Origin of the sequence: Ruegeria sp. R13_0 (assembly GCF_017743995.1) — a bacterium.
Lineage (GTDB): Bacteria > Pseudomonadota > Alphaproteobacteria > Rhodobacterales > Rhodobacteraceae > Ruegeria.
On sequence record NZ_JAGHRB010000011.1, the window covers coordinates 181,203 to 199,452 of the forward strand.

The 18,250-nt window shown below is 59.4% G+C and carries 16 protein-coding genes; 7 read left to right on the forward strand and 9 right to left on the reverse strand.

The window, feature by feature from the left end; all coding sequences use genetic code 11:
* The first annotated feature begins 61 nt into the window (after positions 1-61).
* From J7394_RS16000 to J7394_RS16020, 5 genes are all read left to right on the forward strand, one after another.
* Complete coding sequence (locus tag J7394_RS16000) at positions 62-1,261, forward strand: TCR/Tet family MFS transporter (RefSeq protein ID WP_209254364.1); 1,200 nt, start codon at positions 62-64, stop codon at positions 1,259-1,261.
* An 81-nt stretch (positions 1,262-1,342) separates the two neighbouring features.
* Positions 1,343-2,434 carry a Zn-dependent alcohol dehydrogenase gene (locus J7394_RS16005; protein WP_209254366.1) on the forward strand — a complete coding sequence of 364 codons (1,092 nt, stop codon included), beginning with the start codon at positions 1,343-1,345 and terminating at the stop codon, positions 2,432-2,434.
* A gap of 4 nt (positions 2,435-2,438) precedes the next feature.
* A complete protein-coding gene (locus J7394_RS16010) occupies positions 2,439-2,807 on the forward strand; it encodes a hypothetical protein (protein ID WP_209254368.1) in 369 nt (122 codons plus the stop codon).
* Between the two features lies 1 nt (position 2,808).
* On the forward strand, positions 2,809-4,041 hold the full coding sequence (locus J7394_RS16015; protein ID WP_209254370.1) for a mandelate racemase/muconate lactonizing enzyme family protein: 1,233 nt from the start codon (positions 2,809-2,811) through the stop codon (positions 4,039-4,041).
* A gap of 112 nt (positions 4,042-4,153) precedes the next feature.
* Positions 4,154-4,441 (forward strand): helix-turn-helix transcriptional regulator, encoded by a 288-nt coding sequence (locus J7394_RS16020; RefSeq protein ID WP_209254426.1) that lies wholly within the window; start codon positions 4,154-4,156, stop codon positions 4,439-4,441.
* 35 nt (positions 4,442-4,476) lie between these two features.
* Here the strand turns inward: J7394_RS16020 and J7394_RS16025 are convergent, their stop codons facing one another.
* Positions 4,477-7,473, reverse strand: coding sequence for an ABC transporter transmembrane domain-containing protein (locus J7394_RS16025; protein WP_371812049.1), 2,997 nt, complete (start codon positions 7,471-7,473; stop codon positions 4,477-4,479).
* A 216-nt stretch (positions 7,474-7,689) separates the two neighbouring features.
* On the opposite strand from J7394_RS16025, the gene J7394_RS16030 reads away from it, so the two are divergent.
* The gene (locus tag J7394_RS16030) at positions 7,690-8,079 is read left to right on the forward strand and encodes a DUF3307 domain-containing protein (RefSeq protein ID WP_170462468.1); all 390 of its coding nucleotides are present in this window, start codon (positions 7,690-7,692) and stop codon (positions 8,077-8,079) included.
* A gap of 4 nt (positions 8,080-8,083) precedes the next feature.
* Here J7394_RS16030 and J7394_RS16035 read toward each other — a convergent pair whose 3' ends face one another.
* The 8 genes from J7394_RS16035 to J7394_RS16070 form a co-directional block, all read right to left on the reverse strand.
* On the reverse strand, positions 8,084-8,815 hold the full coding sequence (locus J7394_RS16035; RefSeq protein ID WP_209254384.1) for a hypothetical protein: 732 nt from the start codon (positions 8,813-8,815) through the stop codon (positions 8,084-8,086).
* Positions 8,816-8,870: 55 nt separating this feature from the next.
* Positions 8,871-10,175, reverse strand: a complete 1,305-nt coding sequence (locus J7394_RS16040; protein ID WP_209254386.1) for an FAD-binding oxidoreductase — start codon at positions 10,173-10,175, stop codon at positions 8,871-8,873.
* Positions 10,172-10,846, reverse strand: a complete 675-nt coding sequence (locus J7394_RS16045; protein WP_209254388.1) for a TetR/AcrR family transcriptional regulator — start codon at positions 10,844-10,846, stop codon at positions 10,172-10,174. The genes J7394_RS16040 and J7394_RS16045 overlap by 4 nt, the downstream gene beginning before the upstream one ends.
* Positions 10,847-12,400 (reverse strand): trimethylamine methyltransferase family protein, encoded by a 1,554-nt coding sequence (locus J7394_RS16050; RefSeq protein ID WP_209254390.1) that lies wholly within the window; start codon positions 12,398-12,400, stop codon positions 10,847-10,849.
* Complete coding sequence (locus J7394_RS16055; RefSeq protein WP_209254392.1) at positions 12,400-14,802, reverse strand: FAD-dependent oxidoreductase; 2,403 nt, start codon at positions 14,800-14,802, stop codon at positions 12,400-12,402. The genes J7394_RS16050 and J7394_RS16055 overlap by 1 nt, the downstream gene beginning before the upstream one ends.
* Positions 14,803-14,914: 112 nt before the next feature.
* The gene (locus J7394_RS16060; protein ID WP_209254394.1) at positions 14,915-15,544 is read right to left on the reverse strand and encodes a glutathione S-transferase family protein; all 630 of its coding nucleotides are present in this window, start codon (positions 15,542-15,544) and stop codon (positions 14,915-14,917) included.
* A gap of 20 nt (positions 15,545-15,564) precedes the next feature.
* Positions 15,565-16,713 carry an acetate/propionate family kinase gene (locus J7394_RS16065; protein WP_209254396.1) on the reverse strand — a complete coding sequence of 383 codons (1,149 nt, stop codon included), beginning with the start codon at positions 16,711-16,713 and terminating at the stop codon, positions 15,565-15,567.
* A 53-nt stretch (positions 16,714-16,766) separates the two neighbouring features.
* Positions 16,767-17,264, reverse strand: coding sequence for a class I SAM-dependent methyltransferase (locus J7394_RS16070; protein ID WP_209254398.1), 498 nt, complete (start codon positions 17,262-17,264; stop codon positions 16,767-16,769).
* Positions 17,265-17,495: 231 nt separating this feature from the next.
* Between J7394_RS16070 and J7394_RS16075 the strand changes: the two genes are divergently transcribed.
* Positions 17,496-18,250, forward strand: a 755-nt coding sequence (locus J7394_RS16075) for an ABC transporter ATP-binding protein (RefSeq protein ID WP_209254400.1), incomplete at its 3' end; no start/stop codon positions are given.

Genomic DNA, 18,250 nt, shown 5'->3' on the forward strand with positions numbered 1-18,250 from the left:
CGCCCTTCCCTCATCCCGCTGGCCCCTCTAGGGTAAGCACCGGGTCATATAGCCGGGTTCCATGCGTCTGCCATTTGTCTTTGTTCTTCTGACCGTCATGATTGACGCGATGGGTATCGGCCTTGTGATGCCGATCATGCCGCAACTGATCGTCGAAGTGCAGGGCGGAACGCTTGCCGACGCCGCACTTTGGGGAGGCGTCCTCAGCACGGCCTTTGCCGCCATGCAATTCGTGTTCGGGCCTATTCTTGGCAATCTGTCAGACGCCTATGGCCGCAGGCGCGTCCTGCTGGTTTCGTTGTTTGTGATGGCTTTGGACTATGTGGTCATGGCCATCGCGGGCAGCATCTGGTTGCTTTTGATCGGCCGTCTGGTCGGCGGGATCACAGCCGCAACCCACGCGACAGCGGCTGCCTTCATGGCCGATGTCTCGAAACCCGAAGACAAGGCCGCCAATTTCGGCCTGCTGGGCGCGGCCTTCGGCATGGGATTTGTTCTGGGTCCCGTAATCGGCGGCCTGCTTGCCGAATACGGGACGCGCGCGCCGTTCTGGGCGGCCGCGGCCCTTTCAGCCCTCTCATTCGGCCTCGGACTAATGGTCATGCCTGAAACGGTCACAGACAAAACTCGCCGAGCCTTCTGCTTGCGACGCGCCAACCCTGTCAACGCGTTAAGGGCCATCGCCGCCCTGCCCGGAGTTCGCCCGCTGTTGTGGGTCTATTTTCTCTATTCGGTGTCAATTTACGTCTACCCCGCGATCTGGTCCTATTTCACGACCGAGCGTTTCGGGTGGTCACCGCAGATGATCGGGCTGTCTCTTGGCGTCTATGGCATTGGCATGGCCGCCGTTCAGGGCGGTTTGATCCGACCGGCCACGCGACATCTTGGGGAACGCATGACCATTATTTGCGGTATGGGTTTTGAGGTCATCAGCTTCGCTCTGCTAGCCTTCCTGACCAATGGTACCATCGCCCTAATGTTGATCCCAATCACCGCCTTGGGCGCCGTGATCACGCCCGCGCTGCAGGCGCTGACCTCGCGCGCGACGCCGGACTCGCAACAGGGTGAACTTCAGGGCGTCCTGACGTCTCTGCACGCCTTGTCCATGGTGATCTCGCCTCTGTTGATGACCAGCGTGTTTGCGTGGTTCATCCGGCCTGACACGTCACTCTACCTGCCCGGAGCGCCTTTCCTCCTGGCACTGGTCCTTATGGCCGCAGGGTTCTTGCTGTTTCTGCGCGCGCGACCTGCCGTGGCGTAATACCGACATACCCGTGACGGTTTCCGTCTTGCGAGATGCCAATTCCCGCGCCACCGTAAACCAAACGAAGCGAGGGACGACATGCAAACCATCAAAGCCGCCGTATGCCGGGCGTTCGGGGAACCTTTGACCATAGAAGAGGTCCAACTGGCCGCCCCCGGCACCGGCGAAGTCGAGGTTACACTGGACGCGGTGGCCATCTGCCATTCGGACATCTCATATGCCGATGGCGCATGGGGCGGATTCCTGCCCGCTGTCTACGGGCATGAGGCCGCCGGAGTTGTCAGCGCAGTGGGCGAGGCCGCGGGGGATTTCAAACTGGGCGACCCGGTGGTCGTGACACTGATCCGGGCCTGCGGCTCCTGCCCGTCCTGTGCAGGTGGAAAACCTACGATCTGCGAAACCCCCTATGACACGGTCAAAGGGCCTTTGCGCACAAGTGACGGGGGGCCTTTGGAACAGGCGATGGCCTGCGGTGCCTTCGCCGAGAAAGTGGTCGTCAGCCACCGGCAAATCGTTCGGATACCCGAGAGCCTGCCCAAAGACCTCGCCAGCCTGTTGTCCTGTGGTGTGATCACCGGGGTCGGCGCGGCAGTCAACGCCGCAGGTTTGCGCCCCGGTCAGGATGTGGTGGTGATCGGCGCGGGCGGAGTGGGCCTTAACGCCATCCAAGGCGCTCGGATCGCTGGCGCGCGCCGTATCGTTGCCGTCGACATGACCGAAGAGAAGCTTGAAATCGCCAAGGAGTTCGGTGCCACCCACAGCGTCCTCGCCAGTCTGAAAGAACCTTGGAAAGCAGCCTACAAAGCATTGGGCGGGCGCGGCGCGGATGCAGTTTTGATCACTGTCGGCGCGATCCCCGCCTATGATCAGGCCCCACGGTATCTGGGTTTGGGCGGCAAAGCCGTGATGATTGGCATGCCACATTCCGGGGACGAAGCCAGCTATGAGCCGGTGATCCTCGCCGCGCTAGGACAGGGTCTGGTGGGGTCAAAGATGGGCGACGTGGTCATCCAACGCGACATCCCGTGGATGATCGACCTCTATGAGCAAGGGCGGCTGAAGCTGGATGAATTGGTCTCGGGACGCTGGTCTCTGGATCAGATCAATGAGGCGATTGCCGATACCAAGACCGGATCCGCCAAGCGCAACGTGATCCTGTTCGACAGGTAAGCCGATGCTGCGTTTCCTGACCGATCTCTTCAAACCCGAGGCGGCGAAACCTGCGCCTTCCACTTCGGAAACGTCGATGAATTTCGATTTGGCTGAGGTACCGCCTTTCCTGACAGGTCTCGCCAACAATCCCCGTTTTGGGCTGCCCGGAGCTCTGGTCACCCAGATCGCGGAGAACCTGTCGGATTTGCCCGTGGACCAAAGCAGCCGCTGGCAGATCGAGGGCAGTTTCGACGGCAAACCAGCGCTGATCGAAATTCAGGCCTTCATGGACGACGTCGACGCCCCGGACATGGCGTTCTTTGGCAGCGCCGAGGTGGTGGCCGAGATTGATCGCGAACTCATTGCCTTTGACCAAGCACGAGAGGGCTAGGATGAAACTGCAAGACCTCGATATTATCGTCACGGCCCCGCCCGCCCCCGGTTGGGGCGGTCGCTATTGGATTTTGGTCAAGCTGACTACGGATACCGGCATCACAGGCTGGGGCGAGTGCTACGCCTCCTCGGTTGGACCAGACGCTATGCGCCACGTGATCCGCGACGTTTTTGAACGCCACATGCAGGGCGAGAATCCGGAAAACATCGAGTTGATGTTCCGCCGCGCCTATTCCTCGGGCTTTACGCAGCGCCCAGACCTGACTGTCATGGGAGCGTTCTCGGGGCTTGAGATCGCGTGCTGGGACATTCTGGGAAAAGACCGCGACCGCCCGGTCTATGCGCTATTGGGCGGTAAGATGAATGACCGTATTCGCGCCTATACCTACCTCTACCCCCTGCCCCAGCATAACCTGACCGACTTCTGGACCTCGCCCGAACAGGCGGCTGAGGCTGCGGCAGATGCGGTCCGTCGCGGTTATACCGCCGTCAAGTTCGACCCCGCCGGGCCCTATACGATGCGGGGCGGACACATGCCTGCAATGTCCGATATCTCTCTGTCCGTTGCGTTTTGCAAAGCGATCCGCGAGGCGGTGGGCGACAAGGCTGATTTGCTGTTTGGCACCCATGGCCAGTTCAACACCGCAGGCGCTATCCGCTTGGGTCAGGCGCTGGAACCATACTCTCCGCTTTGGTTCGAAGAACCCACTCCGCCCGACAATATCGAGGACATGGCCCGCGTCGCCCGCAACGTCCGCATACCTGTCGCGACCGGAGAACGCATGACCACCAAAGCCGAATTTGGCGCGGTTCTACGCGCGGGCGCGGCGGAGATTTTGCAACCGGCTTTGGGGCGTGCAGGCGGCATTTGGGAAATGAAGAAAGTCGCCGCAATGGCCGAAGTGTTCAACGCGCAGATGGCCCCGCATCTTTATGCCGGGCCGGTGGAGTGGGCTGCGAATATCCATCTGGCGGCCTCTATCCCGAACCTGTTGCTGCTAGAAACCATTGAAACGCCATTCCATGACCAGTTGATCAAGGGCTCAATCCGGGTTGAGGACGGGTTCGTGATCCCTTCAACCACCGCCGGACTTGGGATTGAAGTGGACGAAAATCTGGCTCGCGCGCATCCCTACAAAGGCGACGGGCTTCACCTTCAGATGCAGGAAGAGCCGTGCGATTATGCCAATGGTAACGCCTTTCAGGGTGGGGCTCCCGCATCTGAGGGGTGACATTATAACGTTTCTCAGGGCATAGTGTCAGAAGACTTAGTTGAAGAACGGTTGACCGGTGACACTGAAAGACAGCACCACTCAAGCCCCGGCATCGGACGGATTGGCGGAAATGAAAGACAACGCAGCCCGTGCCGCCGCGTTTCTGAAAACGCTGGCGCATGAGGGCCGTCTGATGATCCTGTGCCATCTTGAAGACGGAGAAAAGTCGGTGGGCGAGCTGGAGGCGCTTTTGCAAATCCGGCAAGCCGCCGTTAGTCAGATGCTGGCCCGCCTGCGTGAGGATGGTTTGGTCTCGACCCGGCGCGCTGGGAAAACGGTGTTTTATTCGCTTGAGGATGGCAACACGAAACAGGTGATCGAGTTGCTCTATCAACAGTTTTGTCAGCCGAAAGACTGAAAAGTATAGCGTTTCAGGCTTATCCCGAAACGGCCCTAGTTCGAGACATATCCCGCAACCACCTGCAACAACTTGAACGCCGTCGCCGCGTCGTTTTCGACCACGGCCAGGAATTCCTCTTCTCCGATGCGAAGGCAAGACAGGTCGGTTTCGGCCACCATGCTCAACGCGCGGGGCTCCTTACGGATCAAGCCCAACTCTCCTACCAATGCCCCCGGCCCGACGCGTAGGATCAGTTCATCCGGCGTGCCTGATTTGGGCAGATACAACCCCGCCTCACCTTCGAGAACAACGTAGGCACCATCCGTCGGTTGGTCATCCTTGAGGAAGATCACCTGCCCGGCAGAGGCATCAAACCAACGCGCACCAAAGGCCAGCAGGCGCAACTGCCGCCGATCAAGACCCGAAAACAGCGGCGTCTGCTCTAGGGCGCGCAGCTTGCGGGCCAAGTCGGCCGAGGCGGCACTATCCTCTTCCACATCCCCCGGTCCTTCGTCCGTGACGACACGACCTTGCCGGATCTCGACATACATGTCGAAGACATCGGGGTTTTGGAACTGGTCGTTCAGATAGATGACCGTGGTCTCGGGCAACAGCGCGCGCAGGTTTTTGTAGACCGCGACCTGCGTCTGCATGTCATAACTGGCCAGCGCATTTTCCAAAATCAGAATGTCGGGTTTCTTGATCGTCGCACGGGTAAACGCCAGGGGTTCGGCGAAGACCGCGGGCAGGTTCTGACCGCCGAGTGCCACGGGTACATCATAGATCAGTTCAACGACCAACGGACGCGCGCCGTGTTCGGCCAGAACATCAACGATCAGCTTGCGCACCTCGTCCGAGCGCGCGCCGCCGATCTCACTGACCTTGCCGAACAGAGCGTTCTCCATCACGGTCAGGCCGGGCGCGACGGCTTCGGGGTCCAGAGGCACGAACACGTCCATCAACGGCCGCATGAGCTTTTCCGAGTGGCTGTGGCGCAGCTCCAGAATACGATCCTTCAACTCATCCGAAAAGGCCGGGCCGATCTGTTCAGCCGAGACGACCAGAGGCACCGCCAGCAAGGTGGCCAGTTGTTCGTCATCCAGCCCCTCGGCGCCTTCCTTACGGGTGCGCTCGACCAGTTCGACGGCTGTTTCATAGGTCTGCGCCTCAAGTCCCAGCTTGCGGAACAGCGGGTGATCCGTTCCGTCCAGACCGAAGATCTGGCGCAGCATATCGATCACATCACGGGTCAGGGCAATCAGAGTCTCGTCCAACCCCAGTTCGCGCAACTGACCCAGAAAGACCCTCTGCTGTGCCAACAGCGCTTGCGTGACCGGCACGCGGGGCGTGGCAAATAGCAGGTTCTCAGCCACAGGCAAGGCCGTGTTGTAGGTGGACTTGTCGAAGATCAGCGCCTGCTGCTCAAGCCCTGCCTTCTTCACCGCCTGCTGCACCAACGGTCGCAGCTTGACCAGTTTCTGCGCCAGATCCGGATGCAGTGCCGCGTCGAAAACCTGCTCGGCCCCGCGCTGGAACAAGGCTGCGCCTGACCCCATTCCATCAATCAGTTGCAGCCACCAATCCCGCAGTGCATCCGCCGAATCCAGCCCTGCCAAAGACGGGTCCAGCCACTCGGCCTTGAAAGGGTCGGTACTGTTGCCCGCCCGCAATGTCTCAGTAAATCCGGGATCGTCGCCCCCCTCCGACAGGGGCTTGTAGCGCATCGGCATCATCACGTTGTCGCCCAACGATCCCTGAAACATCACCGGTCGCGATGACGCATAGCCGATCCGCGCGGCGACGACGCCCTGATGCAGTTCGGCCAGATTCTGCTCGCCAATGCGGACACGCCCAGCGCTCGGCAGGATTTCACGGGTCAGCAGCTCGGCAATGGCGCGGCGGTCTTCTTCGCTGGGCGCAGCGATGCCGATTGTTTTCCCATGCGGGAAGGTCAGGTTCAGATCGTCCAGAATCTGGTTTCCGTCCATATCGCGCACCGACACCCGATCCAGTGCGATGTCGCCATCAAGATGCGGGCGGGTCTTAGGCTCACCCTCAAATAGCGCCTCATCCTGCATTCCAGCCGGCGCAAACCGTTCGATCACCACATCCCAACGCAACGACATGTCCTGCGTCTGGTTGTAATAGGTCAGCAGTTCCTTCCACGGAGAGCTGAGATCCTTATACGCCGCCAACGCCGCCACCAGCGCGCCCAACGAGACCGAACCCTGCAGGACCAGCAGACCACCCACCAGATAAAACATGAACGGCGTCAACTGTGAGATGAAGTTGTTTATAAACTTCATAAAGAACTTCTTCTGGTAGATCTCGAACCGGATCCCGAAGAGCCGCCCCAGCTGATCGGAAATCATCGCCCTGCGATACCGCCAGCCCCCATTTGCGCGCAGGGTCGAGGCGCCGGCCGCGTTCTCGCCGATCTGAGCGGCAAGGATACGCACCTCCTGGATGCGCTTTTTGTTGAGAAGGTTGATCTGGCGTTGCAACTTGGGAATCAGCCAGGCCTGCACGGGGATCAGCGCCACCGCAGCCAGACCAAACCAGACGCTTTGCAAGAACAGAAACGACAGGATGGTGATCATCTGCCCCGCTTGCAGAACCGGCTGGCTGATCGCATCCCCCATCAACCCGCCCATCGGCTCGCTTTCGGCGGTGATCATCGAGACCATCTCACCCTGGCTGACACGCTCGAAATAGGGCTGGGGAAAGCGCAGGGCGCGGCTGATCAACTGATAGCGAAAGCGGCGCAACATACGCTCGCTCAGGACACCTTTCATGGTGTTGATACGCATTTTCATCAGGCCGTGTGCCAGCACCGCCGCCAGAAAGGCAAAGCACAGAATAATCAGGAAATTCGTCTGCTGCAGGCTATAGCCCCAAACCTGAACCACGCTGCTCGAGGCACCAATCGCGTCATTGATAATGCGCTTGGGCAGCTCAAGCGTGAGATAGAGCAGCGGAAACAACGTCGAGGTCACGGCCAGCAGGATCAACTGGTCGCGCTTGGAATATTTCCAGATGAAGCGGAAAATCGTGCGTTCTATGGAACCTGTCCCTGCTTTTGATCAATGATCCGGTTTCGAAACGATGCACGGAAAATTAACAGTCTGAATTTACAGTAATCTTGCTTTGCTAGGCAAATAGTTTCCGACAAAGTGCCAATCTTTGCGCATGTGTGAACTAGTTCATTTGCCTACACGCATTTTAGCGCCTAGAGTTCCCTCTAGGACGATATCGGGAGGATACGTTTGCCCGAAAGCTATGGTGCCGTGTTGCTGTTGCTCTGCTTGTTGCAGATCAAACATATGTTCGCGGACTTCTATCTACAGACGCCCAAGATGCTGACCGGGCGTGGCGAGTATTTTCATTTGGGACGCGCGCAACATGCAGGGGTGCATGTTGTGGGCTCGGCCCTTATTTTTTTGCTGTTTGGCGCACCAATCAGCTTTATCCTGATCATCTCGGCCCTAGAATGGATCATCCATTTCAATATTGATTTCGCCAAGGCCAGCTATTCCGACAAGAAGAAGCTACAGCCAAATCAGGCAGCGTTCTGGCGGGCAACCGGGTTAGACCAGCTGATGCATAGCCTGACCTATATTGCGATGGTTTGGGCCTGGATCGCTTTCGCCGCCTGAGGCCTTAGGCGACGCGGTCCATTGGTGCGATCTGGTAGGCGGACATCCAAAGACGGTCCACTGAATCCAGTTCCTCCGGATCAAACTGCTGCTCGGACTCCCAATACCGCCCGGATGGCACATAATAGCCGAGGCGCGCTTCGGCCTCCAACGCGTCATGCGCTACACCGGTCGACGGCATTGGCGCGTCTTCCATTCGTGACACGTGCAGCGAGGGATAGAGCAGCCTGCTTTCACCCTCGGACAAGCGCGCCATACGACAGCCCTGCGCGGCAGCGAACACGCCCAATCTGGCAGATTTCGCCTCAAGCGACCGCAATGAGATGTCGGCACGCAGCGGATCAGCGGTTCCATTGCCATAAAAATGCGTCTTCCCCGATCCGGGATAGACCATATCGCAGCCGAAATAGGCAATCACCGACGGCGTAAGGGCGGACAGCGCCCAATAACCTGCGGTAAACGCCATGGTGCCGCCCGCATAGACAAAACCGCCATAAGCGTTTTGCCGAGGCACGTAGTCTTCGGCTGTCACGATCCTTTGGTTTTTCGACAGGGTTGCGGGTCGGTTTTCCGGCGGAAAATCCTCAGGGTGGATCAGGATGTCCCAATCCGGACGAATACGCCATGCGTTGTTGATGGCCACGATATGCGTGAACGGTGTCCGGTCCCAATCCCGGGCAACTACTGCTGACGGCGCACTGCCAAGGATCAGGACTTTGTTTGGCGTCTGAGGCATCACGCATCCGCTCCTTTTCGCGTCTACGTGATGTTAGGGCCAATTGTCGGGCTGACTACCCCAGGACCGAAAAACTGCTTTCTTCGTTGATCGGGCGGTTGCGCGAATAGAACCCAACATCAATCACGCGCTTGATGTAAGGCAGTTCGAACTGCAGCGGTTCGGCATCGTGGTCTGCACCGCCCTCGCAATAGTCGATCAGAGCAGTCATCATCTTGCCCGCAATCGGCGCGTTCTTGTATTGGTTCCCGCTGGTGCCGCAGGCCATGTAGAACCCCGGCAGGCTGGACTTATCGTAGATCGGAATCCAATCGGTCGACGCATCGTAAAGGTCAACCACACCCCGCGTTTTGGACGGAATACCTAAGCTCGGCACCCGCTGCGCGTAGCGCATCGCCTGCGTCGTCCACTGATCGGTGAAATCGCGGTTATAGGTCTTGTCATCCTCGCACCATTGATGCGGATCGCATTCGGGATCCTCGGACCCCACCAGGATGTGGTTGCCATGCTCGGGGCGGCAATAGCAGGCGATGTCACTATCCGAAACGATGGTCCCGTTGTTTTCGAAATCGAACCCTTCAGGCGCGGGAACATGGACCACTTCCTGCCGCAGCGGGCGGGTTTCGATGGTCATATCGTCCAGAACGCCCGCCATGCCGTTGACAATGGCCGATCCCGGCCCGGCCACGTTTACCACGACCTTGGCACGAATTTCTTCGCCCGTAGCCAGTTTGACGCCCGCCACGCGCCCGTCCTCAATCAGGATCTCAACAACCTCGGCCCCAGTGCGCAACTCGGCCCCGTTTTGGATTGCCGCATCCATCAGGTTCTGCGCCGAAAGTGCCGGGTCAGTGACATAGCCTGCCTGAGGCCAGAACACGCCGCCCTGCATCTTACGCCCGTTCGGTTGCCCGAACTCCGGGTCGTCCATCCGGCGGGCGGGGGCGAAGCTTTCCAAAGAATAGACCGGCAGGCGTTCCGTGACCGTCGCGGGCGACCATTCCTCGAACGGGCAGTCCAGATCCGCACTGTTTTGCATATGCTTTTCCAGCATCCCGTTGGCGTCTGTTTTCATCACCAGACACCCAGTCTCGCGGAACTGCGCCAGATTGGCATCTGCAGGCAAGCCCAGATACGCGGCCCAATCGCGCCAATAATGGTAGCCCTCCCACGCGAAAGCCGTGCCATCGAACGTCGAATAGTGCATGCGGATAATCGCGCAGGACCCTGCGGTCGAGCCATGGCCAACCTGCGTATTGCGGTCCAGCGAAAGGGTTTTCCATCCGGCCTTGGCCATCTCGAACGCGATGGCCGCGCCAATGACGCCTGTCCCGATTATGATTGCATCTGGTTGGCTCATTCTGTCTTTCCTTCCCAAAAGCGCTTGGAATAAGCGCGAAATTCTTCAATTTCCTCGGCCCGAGGCTGAACCCCTGTGAAAGCATGCAGGTAGTGGGGCACCAACGAAAGCCGCGTTTCCATCGGCTCATTCAGCTGTGCCAGATCATACCCGATCTGCATGTAATAAAGGACGCGCGCCCGGGTTTCGGCCTCAATGTCCGAATAGCCAAACCGCGCGAACATCGCATGCAGCGCCTTGAGGCGTCGCGCGTCGGACTGATCCAGCGCATTGCGCACCTTTCCCGATTTGCGAGCCCAGTCCCGGATGGCAAAATCCAGTGCCGTGTCGAACAGATCCGTGTTCACCACGCATCTCTGCACGTTGCAGACCGCGCTGGTAATTGTCTCGGCCGGGACCTCGGCCTGCGCGATCAACGCCGCCGTATTGGTCGCCTGCCACCGCGCCAGCAAAGCATCCAGAAGCTCCTGTCGCGATTTGAAATACCAATAGAAAGACGAGCGGGACACAGCCATACGCTCGGCCAGGTTCATGACCTTGATCTGATCCACCCCGTCCGAGATCAGCACGTCCATCGCCACATTCAGCCAGTCATCCCGCGTGACTTTGACATTGCCGACCAGAGGCTCGGCTTTGGGGTCATCGCGGTGCAGTATCGGTTTGGTATTCATTCAACTCTCCGGCGGAGCGCCGCCTTCTGCGGTTCGCTTCGCGATGAAATCGCGCAAGGCGCCCAGACGATCACTATCACCTGCGGGTGGTTTGAAATCGTTCAGGATACCTTTCCAGACATCTGTTGCACGTTGATTGGCATCGACAGATCCACGCTCGGTCCAGGTGCCGAAATTGGCGTAGTCGTGGACATGCGGCTGGTAGAATTCGGTATTGTAGCGCTCCATCGTCTGGGTCGAGGCAAAGAAATGCCCGCTGGGGTCAACCTCACTCAGGGCGGTGTCAAAGCCGATCTCGGCCTGTCCGGCCTGCGCACCAGCACAGAGCTCGGCCACCATGTTCAGTACTTCGGCGTCGCAGATCATCTTCTCAAACGACACGCTCAGCCCGCCTTCGAGCCAGCCTGCCGAGTGGATGATCACCGTCGCCCCGGCCATCAAACAGCCCCAGAGGCCAAACTGGTTTTCGTTCGCCGCCTGCACGTCGTTGATGTTCGAAGCCGACCCGGCCGCCGACCGCCATGGCAGGCCCAGGAACCGTGCCAGTTGGCCTGCCGCCAAAGACGCCTGAAAATGCGAGGGCGTCCCAAAGGCCGGAGCGCCGGATTTCATGTCGACGTTGCTGGTGAAGGTTCCATAGCAGACCGGCGCGCCCGGGTTCGTCAATTGCGTCAGGGTCACGGCCGCCAGAGCCTCCGCATGGGACAGCGTGATGGCACCCGCGACCGTGATCGGAGCCATCGCTCCCATTAGGGTGAACGGCGTTACGATCGACATCTGACCATGTCGCGCAAAGTCGATCAGCCCTTGCGCCATCGGGATATCAAGCGTGCGCGGGCTGTTGGTGTTAATGATCGTATAGCAATGCGCGTTGCCCCGGAATTCATCATCCGAAAGCCCTCGTGCGATAGACAGCATCTCAAAACTGTCCAACACCTGTGGGGTGCCGCGCGAGAAGAAGAAGGGGAACTTATCCGTCAACTCCATCTGCGCCTGCGTTGTGAAATAGTGGCGAAGATGGGTCGGCACATCCTGCGGCTCGACCTGAGGCGAAATCATCTGGAAGACGTCGAAGTGATGCGTCAGCTTCAGGAATTCAATGTAATCCTGACCCGACGCTGGCCGCCTGCCCCGTTCCAGATCGGTTGCGTTCGGGGCACCTGCACCCGGTTGAAACACGAGCGAACCCAGTTCGAGGATAAAATCGCGGTCCCGCGCCCCGGCGCGACACGCGATAGATTTGGGGGCCGAGGCCACGGCGGCCTCAACCAGATCGCGCCCTATAAAGACCATCTCAGTGTCTTCGTCCACACGCGCACCTGCCGTGGCAAAGATGCGGCGGGCTTCGGGCAGCAGGACTTTCACCCCAAGTTCCTGCAAGACGCGCAGCGCCGTCTCGTGCATGTCCGCGATCTGATCTTCGGGGAACACCTCCATCTGCGGGAAGGGATTGCGCAGCTGGCGGTAATTCACATCGCGTGAGGGCGGTGGGGCCGCTTCTGCACCCCGCCCGCGCCGTCGCCGACCACGCTCGGATGTTTGTGAGATCACCATCAGCCCCTCATCGCCTTGCCCTGCGGATCGTAAGGAGAGGGTGTCACCACCCGCGCAGGCCGTTCCACACCAACCACATGCACGGTCAGCTCCGTCCCCGGTTCGGCCTTGTCGCGATTGATCAGTGCCATCGCCAGAGACTTGCCCGTGTAGTGGCCGTAGCCACCCGAGGTGACAAAGCCCACGCGTTCGCCATTGGACCAGATCGGCTCATACCCGCTGGCGTCGGCGTCCACGGCATCGACCTCAAGCGTCACCTGAAGCTGTGCCGGGCCATTGCCGTCACGCTCGGCCAAGGCGGCGTCTTTCCCGACGAAATCCTTGTCCCAGTCGATCCAGCGATCCATTCCGGTCATGCCCGGCGTATAGGCTTGGGTGAATTCAGCGGACCAGATGCCGAAACTTTTCTCCAACCGGGTTGAGAGCATCGCATTGAACCCGCATTCGCGGATGCCTTCGTCAGCCCCGGCGTCCAACAGCATCCGTCGCAGCTTGATGTGATCGCCGTACCGGCAGTTGATCTCATACCCCTTTTCACCAGTCACCGACATGCGGGCGACGCGGGCGCGGACCAAACCGATATCGAAATCTCCACAACCCATGAATTTCAGGTCCGAGATATCCTGTTCCGCCAACTTCTCGATCACAGCCTGCGATTTCGGGCCGACCACGGCGAAACCGCAATATTCCTCGCCCAGATCACGGACTGTCACACCCTCCATCATGTGATCGTCGAACCAGCGCATGTGCCACGCACGAAGGTAGTAGCTGCCCATGATCCACCATGTTCCGTCACCCCAGTTCAGCACGGTCAGGTCGCCTTTGAGCCGCCCCGTCTCACCCAGCATTGGTGCCAGCTTCGCGCGCCCCGGTCCCGGCAGTTTCGAGGCCATGACCTTGTCCAGCCATGCTTCGGCATTTGGCCCGCTGACCTCGAACCGCGAGAAGCCCGAGATATCCAGCAGGCCCACACCTTCGCGGATCGCCTTGCATTCCTCGGCCACGATGTCATGGGCGTTCGAGCGCTTCAGCGTCGGCGTTTCTTCAAACCCCTTCGGCGCAAAGTACAGTGGTACTTCCAGATCCCAGCTGACACCCCACTTGCACCCGGCCTCGGTCATCGCATCATGCGCCGGGGCCATCTTCAGCGGACGTCCAGCGGGCAATTGCTCATTCGGGTAGGTCATCACGAAACGGCGCGAGTAGAACTGACCGGTTGTTTCGCGGATATAGCGTTTGTTCTGCGCGAAATCGCCATAGCGGGCGACGTCCATAGGCCACGCGTCGGCCTCGGGCTCGCCATGGATCATCCACTCGGCCAGCGTTTTGCCAACGCCGCCGCCCTGCAGGAACCCGGCCATCACAGCGCAGGCCGACCAGTAGCCGCGCTTGCCCGGAACCGGCCCGACCAGAGGGTTGCCGTCGGGCGAGAAGGTAAACGCGCCATTGACCCATGTTTTTATGCCGACATTCTGGATCGAAGGATACCGCTCAAAGCCCAGCGTCAGCTCATTCTCGATGCGGTCGAGCTGTTCCTGAAACAGCTCCTCACCATAGTTCCAGGGCGCGCCGTCCATGGCCCAGTGTTCGTGGTCGACCTCGTAGATGCCAACCAGAACGCCCTTCTGGTCCTGCCGCATATAGGTGAAGCCTTCGAGGTCGACGGTCATCGGCATCTCAAACTCTGCCTCGGCAACCTCGGGGACCGTGTCGGTGATCAGATAGTGGTGTTTGAGCGGAGAGACCGGCAGTTCCACCCCCGCCATCCGGCCCACTTGCTTGGCCCAAAGACCCGCCGCATTCACCACATGCTCGCAGGTGATCGTGCCCTTGTCGGTTACGACTTGCCAGCCATCGGCGGTTTGCGTCAGGCTTTCGACCTTGGTTTCCTCATAATACTCCGCGCCACGCTTCTTTGCCGCCGTCGCGTAGGCCTGCACAGTGCCGGTTGTGTCGATATAGCCTTCGCGATCCGCCCACATCGCGCCCAAAACGCCATCGGTGGACATGATCGGACAACGTCTCTGCGCCTCTTCCGGGGTCAGAAGCTCGCAATCATCAATGCCGATGGATTGGAAGATGCGGTAGTTTGCCTGCAGCCATTCCCAGCGTTCCGGGGTGCCCGCCAGCGTCAAACCGCCAGTCATGTGCAAGCCGATATTCTGGCCCGATTCCTTTTCGATCTCGCTCAGCAAGTCAATGGTATAGGCCTGCAAGGACGCCATATTCGGATCCGCGTTCAGCGCGTGAATACCACCCGCCGCGTGCCAGGATGACCCCGAGGCCAGCCTCCGCCGCTCCAACATGACGACGTCCGACCAGCCAAACTTGGCCAGATGATACAAGACCGAGGCCCCAACGACCCCGCCCCCGATGACCACAACGCGATACTGAGATTTCATCCTGCCCTCCGCTGCACGACTCGGGTGAAACGCTAGAGGCACTGTTCACTTCTGTCTAGACATTTCTGTACAGTGTCGAGCACAAGCTGGCCGCAGCCTATTCAGGTAACTTTTAAAGGCTGGCGCTGGGCCGAGATTTGATCGCGTCGAACCAGGCTTGGGTCGCGGCATTTGCTTCCGGGATACGCATTTTGATCACGCGGGCGAAATCGATAAAGACGAACCCGGTGATATCGGCGAGGGAAAAATCCTCGCCCGCTAAAAACGGACTGTCTTGCAAATGGTCCTCGAGCAAATCGAAGAACGACGCCACCCTGTCGCGGCCCCGCTGCGCTAGCTCGGGGATCTGCGGATAGTTCTCTGGTCCCGGAATGGGGCGGTCCTTGAAGGCTGGGTGACCGTTGCGTAGGGCCTCAGCAATCGGCATGCCGCCTTGCTGCTCGGCGATTGCGTTCCACATCAGAACACGGCCCTTTTCATCCGGCGTCTTGCCCATCAACGGGGGTTCCGGGCTCTGCGCCTCAAGATAGGCAGCAATCCCAAGGTTCTCAGTCAGAACCGTGCCTTCATCGGTCACCAGAACAGGGATCGTGGCCCGAGGGTTAACAGCGCGAAACGCATCGCTCAACTGCTCTCCCTCCGCGATCGAGATTTGCCGGGTTTCGATCTCCAAGCCTTTTTCGGCAATGAACATGCGCGCGCGGCGCGGGTTCGGAGCGGTGGCACAGTCGTAAAAGATCATCCGTTTTCCCTCTGTCGTGTTTAGCTCAAAGCCTTGCCGACCGCCCGCGCGATCACCCGTTCTTCGTCGGTCGGGATCACGAGCACGGGTATACCGCCATCTGATATCACCGTCGCGTTTTGGGCGTTGGCCTCGGCATCCAGATGGATGTTGAGAAATCCCATCCCATCCAGCACGCTCTGGCGAATAGGCGCAGCGTTCTCACCAATGCCGCCGCAGAACACCACCGCATCCACGCCACCCAAAACAGCCGCCATCGCACCCAGCTCCCGCCTGATCCGGAAGACATAATAGTCTATCGCCTCACGCGCGCGGGGATCATCGCTTTCCAGCAATGTGCGCATATCGTGGCTGATCTCGCTGAGGCCTAGCAGGCCACTTTTCTTGTAGAGGATATGCGTGATCGCCTCAGTAGAGTGACCTTGCTCCATCAGATAGAGCAACACGCCGGGATCAAGCTGACCGCAACGGGTCCCCATCGGCAGCCCATCAAGCGCGGAAAAACCCATGGTTGAGCCGATACTCTTTCCATTGGCCACAGCGCACATCGACGCCCCGTTGCCCAGATGCGCGATCACCACCCGGCCCGCGGCCAGATCCGGGAAATCCTCGGCCATCTTGCCGGTAATGTAGTCGTAGGACAGTCCGTGGAACCCATAGCGCCGAACGCCTTTTTCATAAAAGCGGCGCGGGATAGCGAAGGCATCGTTTACAAACGGATGGCCGACGTGAAAGGAGGTGTCAAAACACCCAATCTGTTGCGCACCCGGGAAAGCCGTTCGTGCAGCGCGGACAGCCGCCAGATTGTGGGGCTGATGCAACGGGGCCAGTGACGAGAGCGTTTCAAGTTGGGCCAGCACGTGATCATCCAGAACCGTGGGCCCTTCGAAACTCTGTCCGCCGTGGACAATGCGGTGGCCTACACCGACGATTAGATCCGACTGAAGCAGAGGCTCAAGGGCCAACAAGATCGCCGTGACCCCGGCTGCGTGGTCGGCAGGCCCGATCTCCCGCGTCTCATGAAACCCGTCGCCGTTGATTTGCAACTGGGCGACCGGCCCCAGATTGTCCACCTGCCCGTGCCAAAGCAACTCGGGTTCGGCTTCGGCGCGGTAAACTCCGAATTTGATGGTCGAACTTCCCGCGTTCAGCGTCAGGATGGCCTGCATTGCGTTCCTCCGGTTTGTTTAGCCTTTTGGTGGACCCGGACGCGCCTAAGGCGTCACCGCCGGTAGATGAAACAGCGCCCCTCGACCGCGCCCTCGGGCAAGGGCAATTCTGTCAGCGCATCGAAATACATCCGATCACTGGAAACCATCAGGCCACCCGGCGCCAGAAGCGGTTCAATCAAAGGCGAAACAAACCGCGCGAAGGCGTCGTTCTTTTCGCGATTGTGCCCACCTAGGTCCGCATGAATCAGGCTGGCCGTTGCGCCAAACCGATCCACCGAGGCTGGCAAAGTGTCCCGCACATCGCCCAAAATCACCCGACCCTCGGGCGGGGTAGAGTCGGGATGTGAAGCCACCGCGCGTTCGAACACAAAAAGCGGGCGGTTCTGGATGTACTGGATCATGTGGTGATAGGTACGACCGTTGCCCAAGCCCAGCTCGAACACCGGGCCGGACATGCCTTTTGTCTGCTCGATTGCGAAATCTAGGCAGGCGCGTTGCGACACCATACGGTCAATAAACAGATCCAGTCGGCTTTGGTTTTTGGGCACAGGGGATTCTCTCTTTGATACTCAACGCCAGCTTAATTGGTGCTGGTCACGAACTTGATGGCAAAAACTCAACTGTTTGTGTAGTTGTAGAGGCGAAAGTTTCACATTCCCGCGACATTTCAGCCTAAGAACGGGTTTGACGAGTCGGGTGAAACCGCGCGACAGTAAGTCAAAAAACGGGGAGAATGAAAAGCCGATGCTCATCTACGGCCAAACGGGTGGAAAACCCGAATGACTGCGTTGTTGTCCGTCAGGGATCTCAGCATCGGTTTCGGCACGGCAGATTCAGTCGTGCGAGACGTGAATTTCGATGTGGAGGCCGGACAGACACTTGCTTTGGTGGGTGAGTCGGGCTCGGGCAAAACAATCTCCTGCCGGGCCGTGTTGCGTATCCTACCGCGCGTGGCGCAGATTCGCAGCGGCTCGATTATTCTGAACGATTCCAAGGGCAAGGCCGACCTGGCGCGAATCAACGAGCGGGAGATGCGCAGCATTCGCGGTAACCGCGTCTCGATGATCTTTCAGGAGCCGATGCGATCTTTATCGCCACTGCACAAGATCGGCAATCAGGTCAGCGAGGTCCTCTGGCTGCATCGCGGCGCGTCCGAGGCGCAGGCCCGCAAAGAAGTCCTGACCCAATTTGAACGCGTGGGCTTTCCGGACCCGCAGCGAGCCTATGACTCCTATCCGTTCGAGCTGTCGGGTGGTATGCGCCAGCGCGCCATGATCGCCATGGCGATGGTGTCCAAACCCGAACTGCTGATTGCCGACGAGCCTACTACTGCGCTGGATGTAACCACACAGGCTCAGGTTTTGGGGCTGATCAAGGAACTTCAGCGCGAAACCGGGATGGCGCTGATCCTTGTTACGCACGATCTGGGCGTAGTTGCGAATATGGCCGAGCAGGTCGTCGTTATGCACAAGGGTCGCGTGATGGAGGCGGGCCCCGCCGCCCCCATCCTCACCGCCCCCGCGCATCCCTATAC